Genomic DNA, 22,781 nt, shown 5'->3' with positions numbered 1-22,781 from the left:
TGGCTCCGGTGGGTGTGGTCGGTGAGCTGTACGTGGGTGGCGTGGGCGTGGCCCGTGGTTATGCGGGTCAGCCGGCGTTGACGGCGGAGCGGTTCGTGCCCGACCCGTTCGCCGCCGCACCCGGAACCGCAGCACCCGGAACCGCAGCCGCTGCTGGGACCGCAGCAGCCGCCGGAGCCGGAACCGCAGCCGCCGCTGGAGCCACGGCCGGGGCGCGGATGTACCGCACCGGCGACCTGGTGCGGCGGCTGCCCGACGGGGCGGTGGAGTTCGTCGGCCGCGTGGACCACCAGGTGAAGATCCGCGGCTACCGCATCGAACTCGGCGAGATCGAGACGGTCCTGGAGGGCACCGACGGCGTGGCCGACGCGGTCGCCCTGGTCTCCGGCTCGGCCGCCGAGGGCGACGCCCGGCTGGTGGCGTTCTACCGCCCGGCCACGGCGGCAACCCCCGGCCTGCTGGACCGGATCCGCACGCGGTGCGCGGAGCACCTGCCGGAGTACATGATCCCGGCCGAGTTCGTCGCCGTGGAGGCGATCCCGCTCAACGCCAACGGCAAGGTCGACCGCGCCGCCCTGTGGGAGGCGGCGGTGCCCGTCGAGCGGGCACACGTCGCCCCGGAGACCGAGCTGGAGACCCAGCTCGCCGGGATCTGGGGCCAGGTGCTCAACCTCGAACAGGTCAGCACCCGGGAGAGCTTCTTCGACCTCGGCGGCGACTCGCTGCGCGCGGTCGCCCTGGTCGGCGCGCTGCGGGCGGCCGGCTTCGGGGTGGCCGTCCGGGACGTCTTCCTGCACCGCACGGTCGCCGCCCTGGCCGGGCACCTCTCCGCCAAGGACGCCGCCCCGGCAGCGCCGGCCTTCCAGGCCGTCGCGCCCTTCTCCCTGCTGCCCGCCGCCGACCGGGCCGCCCTGCCCGCCGGCCTCGTGGACGCCTACCCGGCCGTGCAGGCGCAGGTCGGCATGGCCGTGGAGATCCAGAAGGACCCCGGCAAGTCGCTCTACCACATCGTGCGCTGCTTCCGGGTGCACAGTGGACGGCCCTTCTCGGCCGACGCGCTGCGGGCCGCCGTGCGGGACGTGGTCGGCCGGCACGAGACGCTGCGTACCTCGTTCGACCTGACCGGCTACACGGTGCCGATGCAGCTGGTGCACGCCGAGGCGCCCGTCGACGTACGGGTGACGGAGCTGACCGGCGACGACGTCGAGGCGCGGCTGCGGGCGTACGTCGACGCGGAGCGGGCGCGGCCCTTCGCGCTGGACCAGCCGGCGCCGCTGCTGCGGGTCGCCGCCCACCGCACCGACGAGCGGGGCTGGTGGCTCACCGTCGCCGTCAGCCACCTGGTCACCGGCGGCTGGGACCTGAACACCCTCCTGGTCGAGCTGATCGGCTGCTACGAGCGGCGCAGCGCCGGTATGGTGCCCGAGTCGCCGGAGCCGACCGCCGTCCGGTACGCCGACTTCGTCGCCGCCGAACTGGCCGCGCTGAAGGGCGGCGAGGACGAGGCGTACTGGCGGGGCGTCGTCGACACGTACGCCGGCTTCACCACGCCGGACGGCTGGGGCCGCACCGACGGCCCGCGCGAGAGCCTGCGGACCCGGGTCAGCTACCAGGACCTGGAGCCCAAGCTGCGGGCGCTCGCGTCGACCCTCGACGTGTCGCCCAAGTCGGTGCTGCACGCCGCGCACCTGAAGGTGATGAGCCAGCTCACCGACCAGGGGCGGTTCTACACGGGCCTGGTGTGCGACGCGCGGCCCGAGGTGCGGGGCGCCGAGCGGGTGCACGGCATGTACATCAACGTGCTGCCGTTCGCGCACGCCCGGGGTGCCGGCACGTGGCGGGAGCTGGTGCGGTCGGTCTTCGACCGCGAGGTGGAGCTGTGGCCGCACCGGCGGTACCCGCTGCCGGCGGTGCAGCGGATGGCCGGCGCCGGGTCCCGTCCGATCGACGTCGTCTTCGACTACACCGAGTTCCGCCGGGCCGGGGCGGTCGCCGACGAGTCCGTCGACTTCGAGGCCATCGCCGGGGAGGGCGGCACCGAGTTCGCCCTCCAGGTGACCGCCGCCGGCGGCTTCCTCGACCTGGTCGGCGACAGCCACGTCTTCGGTCCCGCCGCGCTGGCCCGGGTGGGGGCGATGTTCCGCGAGGTGCTGACGGCGATGGTGGCCGACCCCGAGGGCGACGCGGTCGCCGTCCGCCTTCCGGCGGCGGAACGCGACGAGGTCGAGGGCTGGTCGTCCGGCGGCACCGCCGAGGTCGGCGGGTACGCCCCGGCGGCGTTCGAGGCGCAGGCCGCGCGGCGGCCGGACGCGGTGGCCATCACCTGCGACGGCACCCGCGTCAGCTACCGGGACCTGAACGCCCGGGCCAACCGGTTGGCGCACCACCTGCGGGGGCTGGGGGTGGGGCCGGAGGTGCTGGTCGGGGTGTGTGCGCACCGGTCGGTGGAGCAGGTCGTGGGGATGTTGGCGGTGCACAAGGCGGGTGGGGTGTACCTGCCGTTGGATCCGTCGTACCCGGCGGAGCGGTTGGCGTTCATGCTCACCGACGCGGCGGCCCCGGTGCTGCTCACCACCGCCGAGCTGCGCGGCCAGCTCCCGGCGGGCGCGGCGACCACCGTGCTGCTCGACGAGCCGGACGCCTGGGCGGGCCAGCCGGCCACCGACCCCGAGCCGGCCACCCACGCCGACAGCGGCTGCTACGTCATCTACACCTCCGGCTCGACCGGCCAGCCCAAGGGCGTCCTCGTGCCGCACCGGGCGCTGGTCAACCGCTCCGCGTACGCCGGCCGGCGGATCAACCGCCTCGACGAGGAAGCCGTGCTGCTCCAGAAGACCGAGATCGGCTTCGACGTCTCCCCGGCCGAGGTCTACGCGGCCCTGTCGGCGGGCGCCCGGATCGTGGTGGCCCGCCCCGGCGGGCACCGCGACCCCGCATACCTGCGGGAGCTGATCGTCCGCGAGGGCGTCACCGCCGTCGAGCTGGTGCCGAGCATGCTGTCGGCGCTGCTGGCCGAGGGGATCGGCGGCTGCCGGTCGCTGCGGTCGGTGGCCGTCGGCGGCGAGGAGATCGCCGTCGACGTGGCGCGGGCGTTCCTGGCCGTGCTGCCCGGCTGCGAGCTGCACAACACGTACGGCCCGGCCGAGACCACCGTCGACGTCACGAGCTGGCTCTGCACCGCCGACGCCCTGGCCGGGCTGACCCGGGTGCCGCTCGGAACCCCGTTCACCAACCTCACCGTCCGGGTGCTCGACGAGCACCTGCAACCGGTGCCGGTCGGGGTGCGCGGCGAGCTGTGCATCGGCGGGACCGGGCTGGCCCGGGGCTACCTCGGGGCGCCCGGAACGACCGCGCAGCGGTTCGTGCCGGACCCGTACGGCGCGCCCGGATCGCGGCTGTACCGCACCGGGGACGCGGCGGCGTGGCGGCCCGACGGCACCGTCGACTTCCTGGGGCGCATCGACTCGCAGGTGAAGCTGCACGGCGTACGCATCGAACTGGGGGAGATCGAGACGGCCCTGCGCGGCTGCCCCGGGGTGACCGACGCGGTCGCCGCCGTCCGCGAGCAGGACGGCCGGCGCACCCTGGTCGGCTACCTCGTCACCGACGGCGGACCCGCGCCCACCCCCGGTGAGCTGCGGGAGCGCCTGCTGGCCGAGCTGCCCGAGGCGACGGTGCCGGCCGCGTACGTCACGATCGACGCCGTCCCCGTGGACCCGCACGGCAAGGTCGACCGGCGGCAACTGCCGGCGCCGGACGCGCGGTCCTACGCCCGGGGCCGCTACGAGCGGCCCAACGGTCCGGTGGAGTCGGCGATGGCCGGCGTCTGGTCGTGGGTGCTCGACCTCGACCGGGTCAGCGTCACCGAGAGCTTCTTCGACCTCGGCGGCGACTCGATGACCGCGGTGACCCTGGTCGGGTCGCTGCGTGCCGCCGGCCACGACGTCACCGTGCGGGACATCTTCGCGCACCGCACGATCCGCCGCCTGGTCACCGCGCTCGCCGAGGCCGACACCCCCAAGGAGGGGGCCTTTCGCCCCGTCGAGCCGTACGCGCTGATCGACGCCGCCGACCGGGCCAGGCTGCCGGCCGGGCTGGTCGACGCGTACCCGGCGACGCAGGCGCAGGTCGGCATGGCCGTGGAGATCCAGAAGGACCCGGAGCGGTCGCTGTACCACATCGTGCAGTCGATCCGGGTCGACGACGGGCGGCCGTTCGACGCCCGCGCGCTCCAGGCGACGGTCGACGCGCTGGTCGCCCGGCACGAGACGCTGCGCACCTCGGTCGACCTGACCGGCTACTCGGTGCCGATGCAGCTGGTGCGCGCGAGCGTCGCCGTGCCGGTCGCCGTGCACCCGGCCGCTGATCACGCCGAGCGCCTGGCCGCCGAGCGGCGTACCCCCTTCGACCTGGACTCGGAGGCCCCGCTGCTGCGGGTCGCCGCGCACGCCGACGGCGGCGGGGCCTGGTGGCTGACCCTCGCCGTGAGTCACCTGGTGACCGGCGGCTGGGACCTCAACGCCCTGCTCGCCGAGCTGCTCGGCGAGTACGCCCGGCGCAGCCGCGGCGAGGCGCCGAGGCAGGACGAGCCCCCCGCCGTCCGGTACGCCGACCACGTCGCCGGCGAGCTGGCGGCGCTGCGCTCGCCGGAGACCGCCGCGCACTGGCGGGCGGTGGTGACCGGGCGGCCCAAGCTCACCCTCCCGGACGCCTTCGGCGACCGGTCCGGCGCGGCAGCGGTCTGCCGGTACACGGTGGACGTCAACGACCTGGACGCGGCGCTCCGGCGGCTCGCCAGCGACACCAACACCTCGGTCAAGGCGGTGCTGCACGCCGCGCACCTGAAGGTGATGAGCCAGCTCACCAGCGGGTCCGCCTTCTACACGGGCCTGGTGTGCGACGCGCGGCCCGAGGTGCGGGGCGCGGAGCGGGTGCACGGGATGTACATCAACGTGCTGCCGTTCCCGCACGCCCGCGCGGCGGGGACGTGGCGGGAGCTGGTGCGCTCGGTCTTCGACCGCGAGGTGGAGCTGTGGCCGCACCGGCGCTACCCGCTGCCGGCCGTGGCGCGGCTGGCCGACGCCGGGTCCCGGCCGATCGACGTCGTCTTCGGCTACGTGGAGACCCGGCAGGACGGCGGCGGCGCGGCGGCCGGGGCGCCCGGCACGGACCTCGTCGAGGTCGGCGGGCCCGGGGCCACCGAGTTCGGCCTGTCGGTCGGGGCGGGCGGCGGCACCCTCCGCCTGGTCAGCGACAGCCGGACCGCCGACCCGGCCGCCCTGGTGCGGATCGGGGCGATGTTCCGCGAGGTGCTGACGGCGATGGTGGCCGACCCCGAGGGCGACGCGGCGGCACCGCGCCTGCCGGCCGGGGAGCGCGAGGAGATCGCCCGGTTCGCCCCGGGCCGCACGGTCGAGGTCGGCGGGTACGTGCCGGCGGCGTTCGAGGCGCAGGCCGCACGGCGGCCGGACGCCGTGGCCATCACGGCCGAGGGCGTGTCGTTCTCGTACGGGCAGCTCAACGGCCGGGCGAACCGGTTGGCGCACCACCTGCGGGCGCTGGGGGTGGGACCGGAGGTGCTGGTCGGGGTGTGCGCGCACCGGTCGGTGGAGCAGGTCGTGGCGATGTTGGCGGTGCACAAGGCGGGTGGGGTGTACCTGCCGTTGGATCCGTCGTACCCGGCGGAGCGGTTGGCGTTCATGCTCACCGACGCGGCGGCCCCGGTGCTGCTGACCACCGCCGAGCTGCGGGCGCAGCTGCCGCCGGTCGACGCCACGGTGGTGCTGCTCGACGAGCCGGACGCCTGGGCCGACCGGCCGCCGACCGACCCGGAGCCGCTGACGGACCCCGACAACGGCAGCGTCGTCATCTACACCTCGGGCTCCACCGGCCGCCCCAAGGGCTCGCTGCTGTCGCACCGGGCCCTGGTCAACCGCACCGGGCACGTCGGCGCGCGGGTCTACCGGCTGGACTCCGACGCCGTCGTGCTCCAGAAGACCGAGATCGGCTTCGACGTCTCGCCGGGCGAGGTCTACGCGGCCCTGTCGGCGGGCGCCCGGATCGTGGTGGCCCGCCCCGGCGGGCACCGCGACCCCGCGTACCTGTGCGAGCTGATGGCCCGCGAGGGCGTCACCACCGTCCACTTCGTGCCGTCGATGCTGCCGGCGCTGCTCGCCGAAGGGCTGGCCGGGTGCCGGTCGCTGCGGTCGGTGGCGGTGGGCGGCGAGGAGATCGGCGTCGACGTGGCGCGGGCGCTCCTGGCCGCGCTGCCCGGCTGCGAGCTGCACAACACGTACGGCCCGGCCGAGGCCACCGTCGACGTGAGCAGCTGGCAATGCACCGCCGACGCCCTGGCGGGGCTGTCCCGGGTGCCGCTCGGCACCCCGCACCCGAACCTGCGGCTGTACGTCCTCGACGAGCGGCTCGACCCCGTGCCGGTCGGCGTGCCCGGCGAGCTGTGCGTCGGCGGGACGGGGCTGGCCCGGGGCTACCTCGGGCGGCCCGGACTGACCGCCGGGAAGTTCGTGCCGGACCCGTACGGGCCGCCCGGGTCCCGGCTGTACCGCACCGGGGACGCGGCGGCGTGGCGGCCGGACGGCACCGTCGACTTCCTGGGCCGGCTCGACTCCCAGGTGAAGCTGCACGGCGTACGCATCGAGCTGGGTGAGATCGAGACGGCCCTGCGGGCCTGCCCCGGCGTGGCCGACGCGGTCGCCGCCGTCCGCGAGCACGACGGCCGCCGCACCCTCGTCGGGTACGTGCTGCCGACCCCCGGCGACGCGCCGGCTCCGTCCGGGCTGCGGGAGCGGCTGCTCGCCGCGCTGCCCGAGGCGATGGTGCCGGCCGCCTACGTCACCCTCGACGCCATCCCGAAGGACCCGAACGGCAAGGTCGACCGGCGCCAGCTCCCGGCCCCCGGCACCGGCGCGTACGCCACCGGGGACTACCAGGCCCCGACCGGTGACGTGGAGGAGGAGATCGCCGGGATCTGGGCGCGGGTGCTCGGCGTGGCCCGGGTCGGCGTCACCGACAGCTTCTTCGACCTCGGCGGCGACTCGATGCTCGCGGTCACCCTCGTCGGCACGCTGCGCGCCGCCGGGCACCCCACCAGCGTGCGGGACGTCTTCGCCCACCGCACCGTACGCCGGCTGGCCGCCGCGCTGACCGACGCCGACACCGACGAGTTCCGCCCGGTCGCCCCGTACGCGCTGCTCGGCGACGCCGACCGCGCCAAGCTGCCCGCCGGCCTGGTCGACGCCTACCCGGCGTCGCGCACCCAGCTCGGCATGCTGGTGGAGTCGGCCGTCAGCGGCGACCGCGCGGTCTACCACAGCGTCCTGGCCCACCAGGTGCGCGACGGGCGGCCGTTCGACGCCGGGGCGCTGCGCGGCGCGGTCCGCGCCGTGGTGGCCCGGCACGAGATCCTGCGCACGTCGTTCGACCTGGTCGGCTACTCGGTGCCGATGCAGCTCGTGCACGCCGACGCCGAACCCGACGTGCGCGTCGAGGACGGCCGGGGCGTCCCGGCCGAGCGGCACGCCACGCTCTTCGCGGAGTTCGTCGCCGCCGAGCGGGCCCGCCCGTTCGACGTCGCCACCGCGCCGCTGCTGCGGGTCACGGCGCACGTGGACAGCGACGAGAGCTGGTGGTTCACCTTCACCATCTCCCACACCGTCACCGAGGGCTGGAGCAGCGCGCGGCTGGTCACCGAGGTGCTCGACCGCTACGCCGAGCTGGCCGACGGCCGCACCCCGGCGCCGGCCGCCGTGCCGGCCGTGCGCTACGCCGACTTCATCGCCGCCGAGATCGCCGCGCTGGAGTCGACCGCCGACCGGGAACACTGGCGGTCGGTGTGGGACGGGCGTGCCCCGTTCACCCTGCCCGCCGGCTGGGGCGAGCCGGACGCGCCGGACGCCACGGTGGACGCCACGGTCGACTTCGCCGACCTGGACGAGGCGCTGCGCGCCCTCGCCCGCGACACCGACGTGTCGGTGAAGGCCGTGCTGCACGCCGCCCACCTGAAGGTGCTCGCCCAGCTCACCGGCGAGCCGGGCTTCCACGCCGGCCTCGTCTGCGACGCCCGGCCCGAGGTGCTCGGCGCCGACGAGGTGCACGGCATGTACCTCAACACGGTGCCGTTCCCGTACGACCGGTCGGCCCGCACCTGGCGGGACCTCGTCGCGGCGGTGTTCGACCGGGAGGTCGCGCTGTGGCCGCACCGGCGGTTCCCGCTGGCCGAGATGCAGCGCGAGGCCGGCCACCGGCTGCTGCACGTCCTGTTCAACTACCAGGACTTCACCCGCGCGACGCAGGGCGGCGACGGATCCGGGCCGGTGGTCACCGGCGCCGCCGGCGAGGGCGCCACCGAGTTCGACCTCTCCTGCTTCGCCCAGCGGGGCCGCTACGCGCTCTCCGCCCGGACGGGGCTGGTCAGCCAGGCCAACCTGGACCGGATCGCCGGCATGTACCGGGCGGTGCTGGAGGCGATGGTCGCCGACCCCGACGGCGACTGCCAGGCCGTCTGCGTGCCCGGGGGCGAGCGGGACCGGCTGCTCGGCGTCACCGACCAGGGCGCGGACGAGCCGGTCACGGGCACCATGGTCGAGCTGTTCCAGGCCCAGCTGGCCCGCGATCCGCACGCGGTGGCCGTGGTGGCCGGCGCGGTCGAGCTGACGTACGCCCAGGTCGACGCCGCCGCCAACCGGCTGGCGCACCACCTGCGCGCGGCCGGCGCCGGCCGGGAGACCGTCGTCGGGGTCTGCCTCGACCGGGACGCGGATCTGGTGCCCGCGCTGCTCGGCGTGCTCAAGGCGGGGGCGGCGTACCTGCCGCTGGACCCGGCCCAGCCCGCCGAGCGGCTCGGCTACATGCTGGCCGACGCCGGGGCGCGGACCGTGGTGACGACCTCCGCGCAGGCGGAGGTGCTCGCCGGCTTCGACGGGCGGCGGGTGCTGCTGGACTCCGGCGACCTGGCCGGGCACCCGGAGACCGACCCGGGGATCGCCCGTGACCCCGACGACCTCGTCTACGTCATCTACACCTCCGGCTCGACCGGCCGGCCCAAGGGCGTCTGCGTGAGCGACGCCAACGTGCTGCGCCTGCTCGACGCCGCGCAGGAGCACTACGCGGTGGACGAGACCGACGTGTGGGCGCTGTTCCACTCGTACGCCTTCGACGTCTCCGTCTGGGAGTTGTGGGGCGCGCTGCTGCACGGTAGCCGGCTGGTGGTGGTGCCCCGCGAGGTGGCCCGCGTGCCGCAGGACCTGCTGGACCTGCTGGTCGCGCAGCGGGTCACCATGCTGGCGCAGACCCCGACGGCGCTGCGCGGGCTGGTCCGGCTCGCCGCCGAGGACGCCCCCGGGATCCGGGAGCTGTCGCTGCGCGCCGTGGTGATCGCGGGGGAGAAGCTCGACTTCGCCGACCTCGCCCCGTGGGCGTCCCGCCTCGGGCTGGCCCGCACGGCGCTGGTCAACATGTACGGGATCACCGAGACCACCGTCTACTCCACCTACCACCGGATCACCCGGGCCGACCTGGCGCCCGGGGTGGGCAGCCGCATCGGCCGGCCGCTGTCCGGCGTGCGGATGTACGTGCTCGACCAGTACGGCCACCCGGCGCCCATCGGGGTGCCCGGCGAGGTGTACCTGGCCGGGCACGGGGTGGCCCGCGGCTACCTCAACCAGCCCGAGCTGACCGCCCGGCGGTTCCTGCCCGACCCGTACGGCCCGGCCGGCAGCCGGATGTACCGCACGGGAGACCTGGCCACCCGGCTGCCCGACGGCAGCGTGGAGTTCCTCGGCCGCCTCGACGACCAGGTGAAGCTGCGGGGCTACCGGATCGAGCCGGGCGAGATCGAGGCGGCGCTGACCGCGCTGCCCGGTGTCGCGGAGGCGGTCGTCGTGCTGCGCGCGGACGACCCGGCCGACCCCCGGCTGACCGCGTACCTGGTGGCCGGCGGCGGGGAGCCGCCGCAGGTCGCCGCGCTGCGCGAGTGGCTGGGGCGCAGCCTGCCGGAGTACATGGTCCCGTCGGCGTTCGTGCTGCTGGAGCAGTTGCCGCGCAACAACAGCGGCAAGCTGGACCGGCGGGCGCTGCCCGCCCCCACGGGCGCGACGTCGGCGGGCCGGGACTTCGTCGCCCCGGCCGGTCCGCTGGAGGAGCGGGTGGCCGCCGTCTGGGCCGACGTGCTGGGCCTGCCGGCGGTCGGCGTCACCGACGGCTTCTTCGACCTCGGCGGGCACTCCATCACGGCGCTGGTGCTGGCCGGCACGATGCGCGCGGCCGGGCTGGACGTGACGGTCGCGGACATCTTCCGGCACCCGAGCGTCCGGGCGCTGGGCGAGGTGCTGGCGAGCCGGGACGCGCCGGCGCCGACCGACCGCCCCGTCGAGCCCTTCGAGCTGGTCGCCCCCGCCGACCTGCCGCTGCTGCCGGCCGGGCTGGACGACGCGTACCCGCTGTCGCGGGTGCAGCTGGGGATGCTGCTGGAGATGCTGGCCGACAACGGCCAGAACCACTACCACAACGTCGTCTCGTTCCTGATCCCCGACGACGAGCCGTTCGACCTGGCGACGCTGCGGACCGCCGTCGCCGAGGTGGTGGCCCGGCACGACGTGCTGCGTACGTCGGTGGACACGGGCGGCTACTCGGTGCCGATGCAGCTGGTGCACCGCGCCGTGGACGTCCCGGTCGGAACCCGCGACCTGCGGGGGCTGGCCGAGGCGGACCGGACGGCCCTGGTGCGCCGGCTCGTCGGCGAGGAGTACGCCGAGCTGTTCGACGTCGAGCGGGCGCCACTGCTGCGGTTCACCGTGTGCCTGGAGACCGACCGGAGTTGGCGGCTGGTGCTCACCATCTGCCACGTCATCATCGAGGGCTGGAGCCTGCACGCCCTGGTGATGGAGATCCTGGACCGGTACCAGGCGCGGCGGGCGGGCGCGGAGCCCGAGGTCGCCGCCCCGCCCGGGGTGCGCTTCGCCGACTTCGTCGCCGGTGAGCTGCGCGCCCTGGACTCGGCGGCCGACCAGCGGTACTGGCAGGACGTGGTCGAGCGGCACCCGAGGTTCCTGCTCCCCGCCGCGTGGGCGCCGCCCGCGCCGGCCACCCGGGAGCCGTACACCGAGGTGGTGTCCTACGCGGACCTGGAGCCGCGGCTGCGGGCCCTGGCCTCGGCGGCCCGGGTCTCGCTCAAGGCGGTGCTGCACGCCGCGCACCTGAAGGTGCTCAGCCAGCTCACCGACGAGCCGGCCTTCTACAGCGGGCTGGTCTGCAACACCCGGCCGGACGTGGTGGGCAGCGAGCGGGTCTACGCCATGTCGCTGAACACCCTGCCGTTCCCGCACGACCGGACGGCGGGCAGCTGGCGCGAACTAATCCAGCGGGTGCACGCCCGCGAGGCCGACCTGTGGCCGCACCGGCGCTACCCGGCGCCGGCCATCCGCACCCCCGGCCGGGGCGCCGGCCTCACCGACGTCTACTTCAGTTACCTCGACTTCACCGAGGTCGACGCCGGGCGCACCGCGCCCGTGGAGCGGATCGGCGCGAGCACCTCCGAGTTCGCGCTCGCCGTCGCCGCGGGCGCCGGCCGGCTCGAACTGAGCACCGACAGCCACGCCATGGGCCGGGCCGACGCCGCGCGGCTGGGCGGCATGTACCGGCTGGTGCTGGAGGCCATGGTGGCCGACCCCGACGGCGACCCCCGGGCGGCGTACCTGCCCGTCGGGGAGCGGCACGACGTGCTGGTGGGCTGGAACGCCTCGGCCGCGCCGGAATGCGTCGACCTGGTCCCGGACCGGGTCGCGGCGCGGGCCGCCGCCACCCCCGACGCGGAGGCCGTCGACGGTACGACCTACGCCGAGCTGGACGCGGCGGCCAACCGGATCGGCCACCACCTGCGCGGGGCGGGGATCGGCCCGGAGCGGGTCGTCGGGGTGCTGCTGGACCGGGGCGTCGACCTCGTCGCCGCACTGCTCGGGGTGTGGCGGGCCGGCGGCGCGTACCTGCCGATCGACCCGGGGCACCCGGCCGAGCGGGTCGCCGCGATGCTCGCCGACGCCGGGGCGACGGTGGTGGTGACCTCGACTGGCCACGCCGACCGGCTCACCGGCGTCGAGCTGGTGCTGCTCGACCGCGACGCCGAGCGGATCGCCGCGCTGCCCGCCGACCCGCCGGCCGGCCGCCCCGACCCGGGCCACCTCGCGTACGTCATCTTCACCTCCGGCTCGACCGGCCGGCCGAACGGCGTGCAGATCACCCACGGCAGCCTCGCCAACTATCTCGGCTGGGCGGCCGAGGAGCTGATCGGGGACCGCACCGGCGGCGCCGCGCTCTTCTCGTCGGTCGCGTACGACATGGTGGTGACCAGCATCTGGGCGCCGCTGGTCACCGGGCAGCGGCTGTGGCTGCTGCCGCCCGACGCCGGCCTGGACGAGCTGGGCCCGAGGCTCGCCGACGCCGGCCCGTTCAGCTTCGTCAAGCTGACCCCCGGCCACCTCGACCTGCTGACCCGCCAGCTCGACGCGCAGCAGGCGGCGGCCCTGACCCCGCTGCTGGTCCTGGGCGGCGAGGCGCTGACCCGGCAGGTCTGCGACCGCTGGCACGCACTCGCACCGGGCAGCGTGCTGCTCAACGAGTACGGGCCGACGGAGGCGACCGTGGCCGTCAGCCGGTACCCGGTCACCGGGCCGCTGCCGGCCGACGTCGCGCCGATCGGCCGGCCGATGGCCGGGATGCGCACGTACGTCCTCGACGCCGACCTGCAACCGGTGCCGGTGGGCGTGGTCGGCCACGTCCACCTCGGCGGCCCCGGCCTCGCCCGGGGGTACGCCGGCCGGCCGGACCTGACCGCCGACCGGTTCGTGCCCGATCCGTTCGGCGCGGACGGCGGGCGGCTGTACCGGACCGGCGACCTGGGCCGCTGGCTGCCGGACGGGCAGCTCGACCTGCTCGGCCGGGTCGACGACCAGGTGAAGATCCGGGGCCACCGGGTGGAGCCCGGCGAGGTCAGGGCGGTGCTGGTGGCGCATCCGGGCGTGCGGGACGCGGTGGTGACCGTCGAGTCGACGGGCGCCGGCGGACCCCGCCTGGTGGCCTACCACGTCGGCGACGCGCCGGACCTGGCCGCGCACTGTGCCCGGTGGCTGCCCAGCCACCTGGTCCCGAGCGTCTTCGTCCCGGTGCCGGCCATCCCGCTCAACGCCAACGGCAAGGTGGACCGTCGGGCGCTGCCCCCGGTGGACCTTGCCGGGGCGGCCGACCACACCCCGCCCCGCCCCGGTCTGGAACAGCAGATCGCCGACATCTGGGCCGGGGTCCTCCAGATCGACCGGGTGGGCCGGCACGACCGCTTCTTCGCCCTGGGCGGGCACTCGCTGCTGGTCGTACCGGTGGTCACGGCGGCCCGGCAGGCCGGAGTTCCGCTGACGCTGCGGGCGGCGATGCTCGACCGGACCCTGGCCGAGCTGGCCGCCTCGCTCGCCCCGACCGGGGCGGCGGCGTCCGTCGAAGCGGCGGATCCGGCGGTACGCGCCGGCGTGGCGCGGGCCGTGCCGGTGCTGCCGGCCGTCGAGCCGCTGCTCGCCGCCCACCGGGTGCCCGGCGCCTCGCTGGCCGTGCTCGCCGACGGCGAGGTGGTGGAGGTCCGCGCCGCCGGGCACCGCGCGGCCGGCGGCGACGCCCCGGTGACCCCGGCGACCATCTTCCAGGTCGGCTCGGTCAGCAAGCTGGTCACCGCGGTGGGCGCACTGGTCCTTCTCGGGCGGGGCCAGCTCCAGCTCGACACGGACGTCAACGCGTACCTGAAGGGCTGGCAGCTGCCGGCCGAGCGGCCGGTGAGCCTGCGGCAACTGCTCTCCCACGTCGCCGGGCTGACCCCGACGGGCAGCACCGGACACCCGCGTGGCGGCCCCGTGCCGAGCCTGTCGGACGTGCTGCACGGCCGGGGCGTGCCCACCGGTCCGGTCCGGGCGCTCGACGCGCCCGACGCGGTGGCCGTGGAGCGCAACAGCCACTTCGTGGTGGTGCAGCAGCTCATGGAGGACGTCACCGCGACCCCCTTCGCCGACCTGATGGCCGAGCTGGTCTTCGGACCGGCGGGGATGACAGGCAGCAGCTTCGACCAGAGCTTCCCGGAGACGTCCGGCCGGCCGGTGGCCGTCGGGCACGACGAGCGGGGCGAGCCGCTCCCGGGCGGCTGGCAGGTGCGTACGGACCTGGCGGCGGCCGGCCTCTGGACCACCGCCACCGACCTGGCCCAGCTCGTCAGGGAGATCCACCTCGCGTACCGGGGCGACCCGGCCCTGCTGAGCCGGGAGCTGGCGGTGGCGCAACTGACCACCGGAACGGGCGGCGTCTTCGGACTCGGCTGCATGGTGGACCGCATCGACGGGCCCGCCGGGGCACGGGTGGAGTTCACCCACCGGGGCCGCATCCCCGGCTACCAGGCGCTCACCGCCGGCCGGGTGCCCGACGGCTCCGGGCTGGTGCTGCTGACCAACGGCGACCAGGGCCACGAGGTCGTGTCGCGGCTGGCGTCCGACACCGCACTGACGGAGGAAATGTGATGACGACCGTACCGAGCATCCTTGCCACGGTCACCGACCCACCGACCCGGCAGGTGCGGCACCTGGTGTCGATCCGCGACCTGACCGACGACGACCTCTACTCGATCGTGGCCCGGGGGGCGCGGTTCGCCGCCGGCGAGTCCGCCAGCCCGCTGGCCGACCGGGTGGTCGGCACCTACTTCGTGAAGACGTCGACCCGGACCCGGACCGCGTTCACCGTGGCCGCGCTGCGGCTCGGCGCGAAGACGATCCAGTACGGGCCGAACGACCTCCAGGTCAACACCGGGGAGTCCAGCGAGGACACCGGCCGGGTGCTGTCGGGCATGCTCGACGTGCTGGTGGCGCGGACCGCCGCCGACCCGGGGGAGATGCGCGACTGGTCGCGCCAGCACCGGATGGCCGTGATCAACGCGATGAGCGCCGAGGAGCACCCGACGCAGGCGCTGGCCGACCTGACCACCCTGCTGCGGCGCTTCGGCCGCATCGAACACCTGCGGCTGCTCTACCTGGGCGAGGCGAACAACACCGCCACCGCCCTGGCCCTGGCGCTGACCCGTTTCCCCGGCGTGGAGCTGGAGCTGCGCACCCCGGCGGGGTACGGGCTGCCGGCGGAGATCGCGGCGGTCGCGCGGGAGCAGGCGCAGCGCTGCGGCGCCCACCTCGTCGAACGGCACCACATGGACGACCTGCCGGGTGACCTGGACGCCATCTACACCACCCGGTGGCAGACCACCGGCACCAGCAAGCCCGACCCCGACTGGCGGACGCGCTTCGCCCCGTTCCAGGTGGACCGGGAGCTGTGGCGGCGTAGCCCGCACGCGGTCTTCATGCACGACCTCCCGGCGCACCGGGGGGAGGAGGTCACCGCCGAGGTGCTCGACGGGCCGGCCAGCATCGCCTTCCAGCAGGCGGAGAACAAGCTCTACAGCGCGATGGCAGTGCTCGACTGGTGCCGGGCCACCCCCGCCGGGTCCGCGTCGTGAGCGCGGTCGGGCACCCGGCGGCCACGTCCCGGCAGCCGGGGCGCCTGACCGGCAACCGCGACTTCCTGCTGCTCTGGGTCGGCTCCGGGGTCTCCGCGCTGGGTTCCCGGGCCACCTCGATCAGCTACACCCTGCTGGTCTTCTGGTCGACCGGTTCGGCCACGGCGGCCAGCCTGGTGACCTTCGCCGCGCTGCTGCCCAACCTGGTGACCCAGCTGCCGGCGGGGGCGCTGGTCGACCGCTGGGACCGGCGCCGCACGATGGTGCTCTGCAACGTCGGGCGGATCGTCGCGATCGGCAGTGTCGCGGTCGCGGTGGCCCGGGACTCGGTGTGGCTGCCGCACCTGATGGCGGTCGCGTTCGTGGAGGCCAGCCTGGGCATCTGCTACGCCCTGGCCGAACGCGCCGCGGTGTTCAACGTGGTCCCGGCCGACAGGTACGGCGCCGCGACGGCGGCGAACGAGTCGCGGGCCAACGCGGCCAGCATCCTCGGCCAGCCGGCCGGCGCCGGGCTGTACGCGCTGACCCGCTGGGCGCCGTTCGGCTTCGCCGTGCTGATGCACGTGATCTCGCTGGTCACCCTGCTGTTCGTGCGGCGGGACCTGCAGGCGCCGAAGGCGCGCGCGGACGAGCCCGGTGGCCTGCTGACCCGGGTGCGGGAGGGCTTCGTCTTCGTCTGGGGCCAGCTCTACCTGCGCCGCGCCCTCGGCCTCTTCGCGGCGAGCAACATCCTGTTCCAGGTGCTGGGCCTGGGCCTCGTGGTGATCGTCAAGAACCTGGGCGGCTCGTCAGCCACGGTCGGGATGCTGCTGATGGTGAACAGCGTCTTCGGCATGGCCGGCGCGATGACCAGCAACTTCTACCTGAGTCGCTGGGGGATCCGCCGGATCATCATGGGGGTCAACATCGCCTGGGCGGTGCTGATGCCGCTGCTCGCGCTGGCACCGGGACTCGCGCTGGCACCGGGACTCGTCGTCCTCGGCGCGATCTTCGCGTTGATCCACTACGGCGCCGGCATCAGCAACGTGGCCGGGATGTTGTACGTGCTCCAGAGCGCACCTGACCACCTGCGCGGGCGGGCCGGCTCGATCGTCATGCTGCTCAGCTCGGGAGCCAACTCACTGGGGGCGCTGTTCGCGGGCTTCCTGCTCGACTCGACGAGCTTCACCAAGGCCATGCTGATCGTGGGCGGGGCGATGGGGGTGATCGCGGTGCTCGCGGTGCTCGGCTTCGGCGGTCGGGCCCGGGCCGAGGCGGAGCGGGCGGAGGCCGCCGAGCGGGCGGGCCGCGCGACCCGGGACGGCGGCGATATGGACGGAATATAGCGGAGCGGCAGAGCCTGGGAGGGATCGCACAGCTTGGGACGGTGAGGAGCCCCGGAATGAACGAGCACGCGAGCTGGAAGCCGTTGGAGATCACCCCGGAGAGCGCCGGCTGCGCGCCGAGCGCCGAGGGCCTGGTCGGTCACCTGCGCGAGCTGGACCTGGCGGAGGTGCTCACGGCCGAGAAGGCGCTCGTCTTCCGTGGCTTCGGGGTGCGGCCGGAGACCCTGGACCCGGTGATGGACCTGCTGCTGCCGAGGCGACTGGCGTACGTGCACGGCAACTCGCCCCGCACCAAGGTGGGCCGCAACGTCTACACCTCCACCGAGTACCCGTCCCGGTACACCATCTCCATGCACAACGAGCTGTCGTACGCGGCGCAGTGGCCGGCCCGGCTGCTCTTCTTCTGCCAGATCGCCGCCGAGACCGGCGGCGCCACCCCCGTCGTCGACGCCGAGCTGTGGCTCGACTCCCTGGACCCGCAGTTGCGCGCCGACTTCGCCGGTGGCCTGCGCTACCAGCAGAACCTGCACGACGGGATGGGGCTGGGCAAGAGCTGGCGGGAGACCTTCGAGACCGACAGCCGCGACGAGGTCGAGGAGTTCCTCGCCGGCGCCGGCGCCACCTGGGAGTGGACCGCCGACGGACTGCGTGTGGTCCAGCTGCGGGAGTCCACCCTGCGGCACCCGGTCACCGGGGCCGAGGTGTGGTTCAACCAGGCCGACCAGTGGCACCCGGCCGGCCTGGACGACGACATCGCCAGGGTGATGACCCAGGTGATGGGCCCGGACGAGCTACCCCAGTCGGTGACCTTCGCCGACGGCTCCCCGATCCCCGACGAGTACGTCACCCAGATCCGCGACCGGGGCCTGGAGGCGGCGGTCGACGTCGACTGGCGGGTCGGCGACCTGCTGCTGATCGACAACGTGCTCACCGCGCACGGCCGGCGCCCGTACACGGGCGACCGCCGGGTGCTGGTGGCGATGTCGGACTGAGCGGCGCGACCGGAGAGTGCCCCAGATGTCCCTGCCCCGCCCGACCGGCGGCGGTCCCTGGCTGCGGGTGTTCCGGGGCGGTGCGCACGCGGGCCTGCGGTTGGTGTGCCTGCCGCACGCCGGCGGCTCGGCCGGGTTCTTCCAGACCTGGGCGGCGCGGCTGCCGGACTCCGTCGACGTGCTCGCCGTCCGCTACCCGGGCCGGCAGGACCGGCTCTCCGAGCCGTGCGTCGACCGGATGGACGTGCTCGCCGACCGGGTCACCGAGGCGCTCACCGGGTACCTGGACCGTCCCCTCGCCCTGTTCGGCCACAGCATGGGCGCCTCGGTCGCCTACGAGGTGGCCGTCCGGCTGGAGGAGCGGTTCGGCGTCGTGCCGGAGTTCCTGTTCGTCTCGGGGCACGGGGCACCGCACGTCACCCGGATCGACCAGCACCCCGACCACCTCGACGACGAGGAGTTCCTCGTCCGGATCGCCGCGCTCGGCGAGGTGGATCCGGTGGTCTTCCGCTCGTCGAAGCTGCGGGAGCTGGTCGTACCGGCACTCCGGGCCGACCTGCGGCTGATCCACGGCTACCTGCCGCGCGCGCCGCGGAGCGTGTCCGCGCCGATCACGGCGTACCTCGGCACGGGGGATCCGGCCTGCGACCGGGAGTCGGTCTCCGCCTGGGCGGAACTGACCACCGGCGGCTTCCGGCTGCGGGCGTTCCCCGGCGACCACTTCTATCTCGTGCCGGCGCGGGCGGAGCTGCTCGCGGACCTGACCGCGCAGCTCGCCGGCCGGCCGACCGTACCCCGTGCCGCGGCATCCGTGGCCGCGCACCTGACCTGACCGGCACCGCCGGACTCGCACCTGGAGGGCGCATCGTGACCGCACCGGACGTCGAGGCGACGCCGCAGCCGCTCGTGGACGTGGACGAGGAACGCCACGCGCGGTTCCGTACCTCCTTCGAGGCGGTGACGGACTTCGGGCGGCGGCTGCTGGCGGCCCGGCTGGCCGCCGCGGGCGTCCTGCCCGCCCCCGGGGCCGTCGCCGGCCGGGAGGAGATCCTGGCCCGGCTCGCGGTGGCCCCCGGCTACCAGCGGCTCGGCGACGCCCTGCTCGACCTGCTGGCGGACGCCGGCCTGCTGCGTCGGCAGGGCGACGGGCTCGCCGTGACCGGACGGGTCGCCGAGGCGGCCGGGCTCGCCGAGGACGACGCGGTCGACGCGGCGGCGGCGACGCTGCGCCGGGAGCACCCGGAGGTCGCCGGGTACGTGCCGCTGCTGGTCGCCTGCCAGACGCAGCTCGTCGAGGTGGTGCGGGGCGACCGGCCGGCGAACGAGGTGCTCTTCCCGGGCGGCTCCGCCGACCTGGTCTCCGCCATCTACCGGGACAACGTCCAGCTGGACTTCTACAACCGGCTCTGCGCGGCGCGGGTGCGGGAGCACGTCCGGCAGTTCCTGCGGCGCTATCCGCGCTCCTACGCCCACGTCATGGAGGTGGGCGCGGGAACCGGTGGCACCAGCGGCCCGGTGCTCGACGCCCTGGCGGACCGGACGGAGCGGCTGCGGTACTTCTACACCGACGTGGGGCCCGCGTTCCTGCGACTGGGACGGCAGCGCTTCGGCGTCGACCGCCCCCACGTCGACTTCGCCCGCTACAACGTGGAGGGCGCGCCCGAGGACCAGGGCTTCGAACCCGGTTCGATGGAGGTCGTCCTGGCCAGCAACGTCCTGCACGCCACCCTGCGGATCTCCGCCGCGCTGCGGCACTGCCACGCGCTGCTCAAGCCGGGCGGCATCCTGGTGGTCAACGAGATGACCAGCCGCCTCGACTACAACACGCTGACCTTCGGCCTGGCCGAGGGCTGGTGGCGGCACGCGGAGGAGGACGAGCCGCGGGTGCCGGCGTCCCCGCTGCTGGACGTGGCGGGCTGGCGGGCCGCCCTGGGCCGGGCCGGCTTCGTCGACGTGCGGGCGCACGCCGTGCCCGGGCTCGACGCCGCCGAGCAGGTGCAGACCATGTTCGTGGCGACGGCCGCCGGTGGGGGCGGCGCGTCCCGCTGAGGTTCCGCCCCGTCCGCGTACGCCCCGACCGGGGTCGCGTCCGCCGGGCCGCGCGACTCGCGGCACCGTGCGGTGGGGACCCCGGTCCGGGCGCGCGCGACCCCTGCCGGCGCACCTACCGGTACGGGAACCCGGTAGGTCTTTACCGGCACCCCTAAATGTTCCGGCAAGATCTTTCGGTCGCGAATATTCGGTGATATCAATCTCGCACTCGATTCCTCTACCCCCGGAGTGCGACGTGCGGAGAACCCGTCTCGTTTCCCTCGCCCTGAGCCTGGCCACGGCTCTCGGCGTCAGCCTCACCCTGTCCGCGCCCGCCCAGGCCGCGCCCGCCGACCGCTACGTGGCGCTCGGCGACTCGTACGCCTCGGGCGTGGGTGCCGGCAGCTACACCAGCGAGAGCGGTTCCTGCCAGCGCAGCACCAACGCCTACCCGGCCCTGTACGCCGCCAACATCAAGCCCGCGTCGTACCGCTCGGTCGCCTGCTCCGGCGCCACCACCACCAGCCTGATCAACACGCAGCTGTCGGCGCTGAGCTCCACCACCACCCTGGTCAGCGTCACGATCGGCGGCAACGACGTCGGCTTCGCCAACATCATGTCCACCTGCGTGCTCCAGGGCACCACGCAGTGCGTGGCCGCCGTGCAGGCCGCCCAGGACAAGGCCCGGGCCCAGCTGCCCGGCCTGCTGCGCAACGTCTACAACGGCATCAAGACCCGGGCGCCCTCGGCCCGGGTGGTGGTCGTCGGATACCCGGTCTTCTACCAGCTCGGCACCACCTGCATCGGGCTGAGCGCCACCTCCCGGGCGAAGATCAACGAGGGCATCAACCTGGTCGACGACCTCACCCGCACCGCCGCCGTCGCCGCCGGCTTCAAGTTCGCCGACGTGCGGTCGCAGTTCGTCGGGCACCAGCTGTGCAGCTCCGGCACGAAGTGGCTGCACGCCCTCAACTTCGCCAACCTCGGCATCTCGTACCACCCGACCGCGGCCGGCCAGTCCGGCGGTTACTACCCGGTCTTCCGCTCCGTCGCGGGCTGACCGACGCGCTCTGGCGTCCGGGCGCTCCCGGTCCCGCCCCCCTCGGGGCCGGGAGCGCCCAGGACGGGAGGACGGGCACGGTCGCCCGCGCGGCGTCCGTGCCCCGTCCGACCCGCCCGGCGCCGCGTCGACCGTCGACGCCGGACGGCCGGAGCGACCCCGGCGAGCACGCCGGGGTCGCCCCGTCAGCACCGGACGATCGTGGAGTTGCTCAGCCCGACGTTGCTGATGGTCAGGTTGTCCGCGCAGGGGTTCTCCACGATCCGGCTGTTCACCAGAGTGAAGTTGCGCAGCGTGATGTCCCGGTTGCCCGGGAACTCGGTGCGCTCGGCCAGCCGCACCTCGCCGCCGCCGCTGATCGTGCCGCCGCCGGCCGCGATGTCCACGTTCTGGCAGTTCTCGATCAGGACCGCGTTGTTGCCGGTGTTGGCGATGTCCACCCGGTCGATGACGGCGCCGCCGGACTCGGAGACGCAGAAGATCCCCCGGCCGCCGCCGCGCGCCCGGACGGTGCCCACCCGGACGTTGGTCGGGTAGCCGGAGCCCACGCGCCCGTTGCGGTTGGCCATCCGGAAGGCGGCGTACCCCGTGCCGGCGCCGGCGTTCTCGGCGTCGACGGTGGTGACCGTGGCGTTGATCGTCTGGTTGAGCAGCAGGCCCGACTCGCCCACGTCGCGCGCCGTGACGGTGCCGATGGTCAGCCCGTCCACGCCGTACGTCTCGACCGCGTGGGAGCTGGCGCCGGAGACGTACGCGCTGTCGATGCGGACGTTGCGGGTCCACTGGCTGGTGTCCCCGCGGTTGTCGATGCGGATCCCGAGCCCGCCGCCCAGCCGCATGTCGATGCGGCCGAGGACGACGTTCGTCACGTTGCGCAGGAAGATCCCGTAGAGCGGGGTGCCGGTGACGGTGAGGTGCCCGACCTCGACGTCTGTGGTGCCGCGGGAGTAGATGGGCGCCTGGTCGCCGCTGCCCGAGCCGGTGACGTTGATGGTGCCGCAGACGTCGATCGCGGTGTGGCTGGGCAGGGAGATCCGTGAGCCGGCGCTGATCGAGCCGGAGCCGCGTACGACGACGCGCTGCTTGCTGGTCCGCCCGGCGCTGAGGCTGTTCACGGCGGCCTGGACGGCGGCGCGCATGTCGCTTCCGGTGTAGACCGTGCTGGCGCCGTTGCGGGCGGTCCAGGTGCCGCCGCTGAGCACCGCCTCGGCGTGGAACGTGCCGCTGCCGCAGGCGGTGCCGCCGGAGCCGAGGTTGACCAACCGCCACTGCTGGTTGGCGCCGCCGAGGTCCTGGTACTGGGAGATCATCGCGCCGTCGGCGGTCGACCACTGCCACACGTCCAGCGCCTTGTTGGAGTGCCGGTTGACGAGGCGGACGTGGCCGCCGTCGGAGTCGGCGAGCCGGAAGTGCTGCCGGGTGTTGCCGCTGGCGGCGGTGTTCTGGACGAGCTGGACCCCGTCCTCGGCGCTCGGCAGTTCCAGCACCTTGCCGCTGTGCGCCGAGCGGATCTGGTGGTATCCGCCGCCCACGTCGACGAACCGCCACTGCTGCACGGCCAGGTCGTTGCGGGTGAACTGGTTGACCGGCGCGCCGTCGGCGGTGGACCAGCCCCACAGGTCCATGGCCTTGCCGCTGTGCCGGTTGACGAGGACGTAGGTGGCGCCGGCGTCGACCGTGGCCGCCGTGGCGGGCTGCGGACCGACGGCCACGGCGGCGCCGACGAGCGCCAGTGCGGCCGTGGCCACCAGGCCGAGGCGTCGACGGGTGGGGTGTCTGTGCGTGTCGGGGGACGTCATGTGGCTCCTTCGGTTGGCGCGGGGCGGCGG

The 22,781-nt window shown here is 74.8% G+C and carries 8 protein-coding genes; 7 read left to right on the top strand and 1 reads right to left on the bottom strand.

The genetic code is table 11. The features are described from left to right. The first annotated feature begins 218 nt into the window (after positions 1-218). The 7 genes from EV374_RS32715 to EV374_RS22110 all read left to right on the top strand — a co-directional run bounded on the left by EV374_RS32715 (position 219) and on the right by EV374_RS22110 (position 20,952). A complete protein-coding gene (locus tag EV374_RS32715) occupies positions 219-14,561 on the top strand; it encodes a non-ribosomal peptide synthetase (RefSeq protein WP_486485890.1) in 14,343 nt (4,780 codons plus the stop codon). Beyond that, on the top strand, positions 14,561-15,544 hold the full coding sequence (locus EV374_RS22135; protein ID WP_132238375.1) for an ornithine carbamoyltransferase: 984 nt from the start codon (positions 14,561-14,563) through the stop codon (positions 15,542-15,544). The genes EV374_RS32715 and EV374_RS22135 overlap by 1 nt, the downstream gene beginning before the upstream one ends. Beyond that, positions 15,541-16,869 (top strand): MFS transporter, encoded by a 1,329-nt coding sequence (locus EV374_RS22130; protein WP_132238373.1) that lies wholly within the window; start codon positions 15,541-15,543, stop codon positions 16,867-16,869. Before EV374_RS22135 ends, EV374_RS22130 begins: the two co-directional genes overlap by 4 nt. Positions 16,870-16,925: 56 nt before the next feature. After that, complete coding sequence (locus tag EV374_RS22125) at positions 16,926-17,861, top strand: TauD/TfdA family dioxygenase (protein WP_132238371.1); 936 nt, start codon at positions 16,926-16,928, stop codon at positions 17,859-17,861. A gap of 25 nt (positions 17,862-17,886) precedes the next feature. Next, positions 17,887-18,693 (top strand): alpha/beta fold hydrolase, encoded by an 807-nt coding sequence (locus EV374_RS22120; RefSeq protein WP_132238369.1) that lies wholly within the window; start codon positions 17,887-17,889, stop codon positions 18,691-18,693. A gap of 35 nt (positions 18,694-18,728) precedes the next feature. Beyond that, positions 18,729-19,910, top strand: a complete 1,182-nt coding sequence (locus tag EV374_RS22115; protein WP_165947869.1) for a class I SAM-dependent methyltransferase — start codon at positions 18,729-18,731, stop codon at positions 19,908-19,910. 238 nt (positions 19,911-20,148) lie between these two features. Beyond that, a complete protein-coding gene (locus EV374_RS22110) occupies positions 20,149-20,952 on the top strand; it encodes an SGNH/GDSL hydrolase family protein (protein WP_132238367.1) in 804 nt (267 codons plus the stop codon). A 185-nt stretch (positions 20,953-21,137) separates the two neighbouring features. Here EV374_RS22110 and EV374_RS22105 read toward each other — a convergent pair whose 3' ends face one another. Further along, on the bottom strand, positions 21,138-22,751 hold the full coding sequence (locus EV374_RS22105; RefSeq protein WP_132238365.1) for an RICIN domain-containing protein: 1,614 nt from the start codon (positions 22,749-22,751) through the stop codon (positions 21,138-21,140). Positions 22,752-22,781 lie beyond the last annotated feature (30 nt).

The sequence above is a fragment of the Micromonospora sp. CNZ303 genome (assembly GCF_004345505.1).
This window is presented reverse-complemented; position numbering and strand designations above follow the sequence as displayed.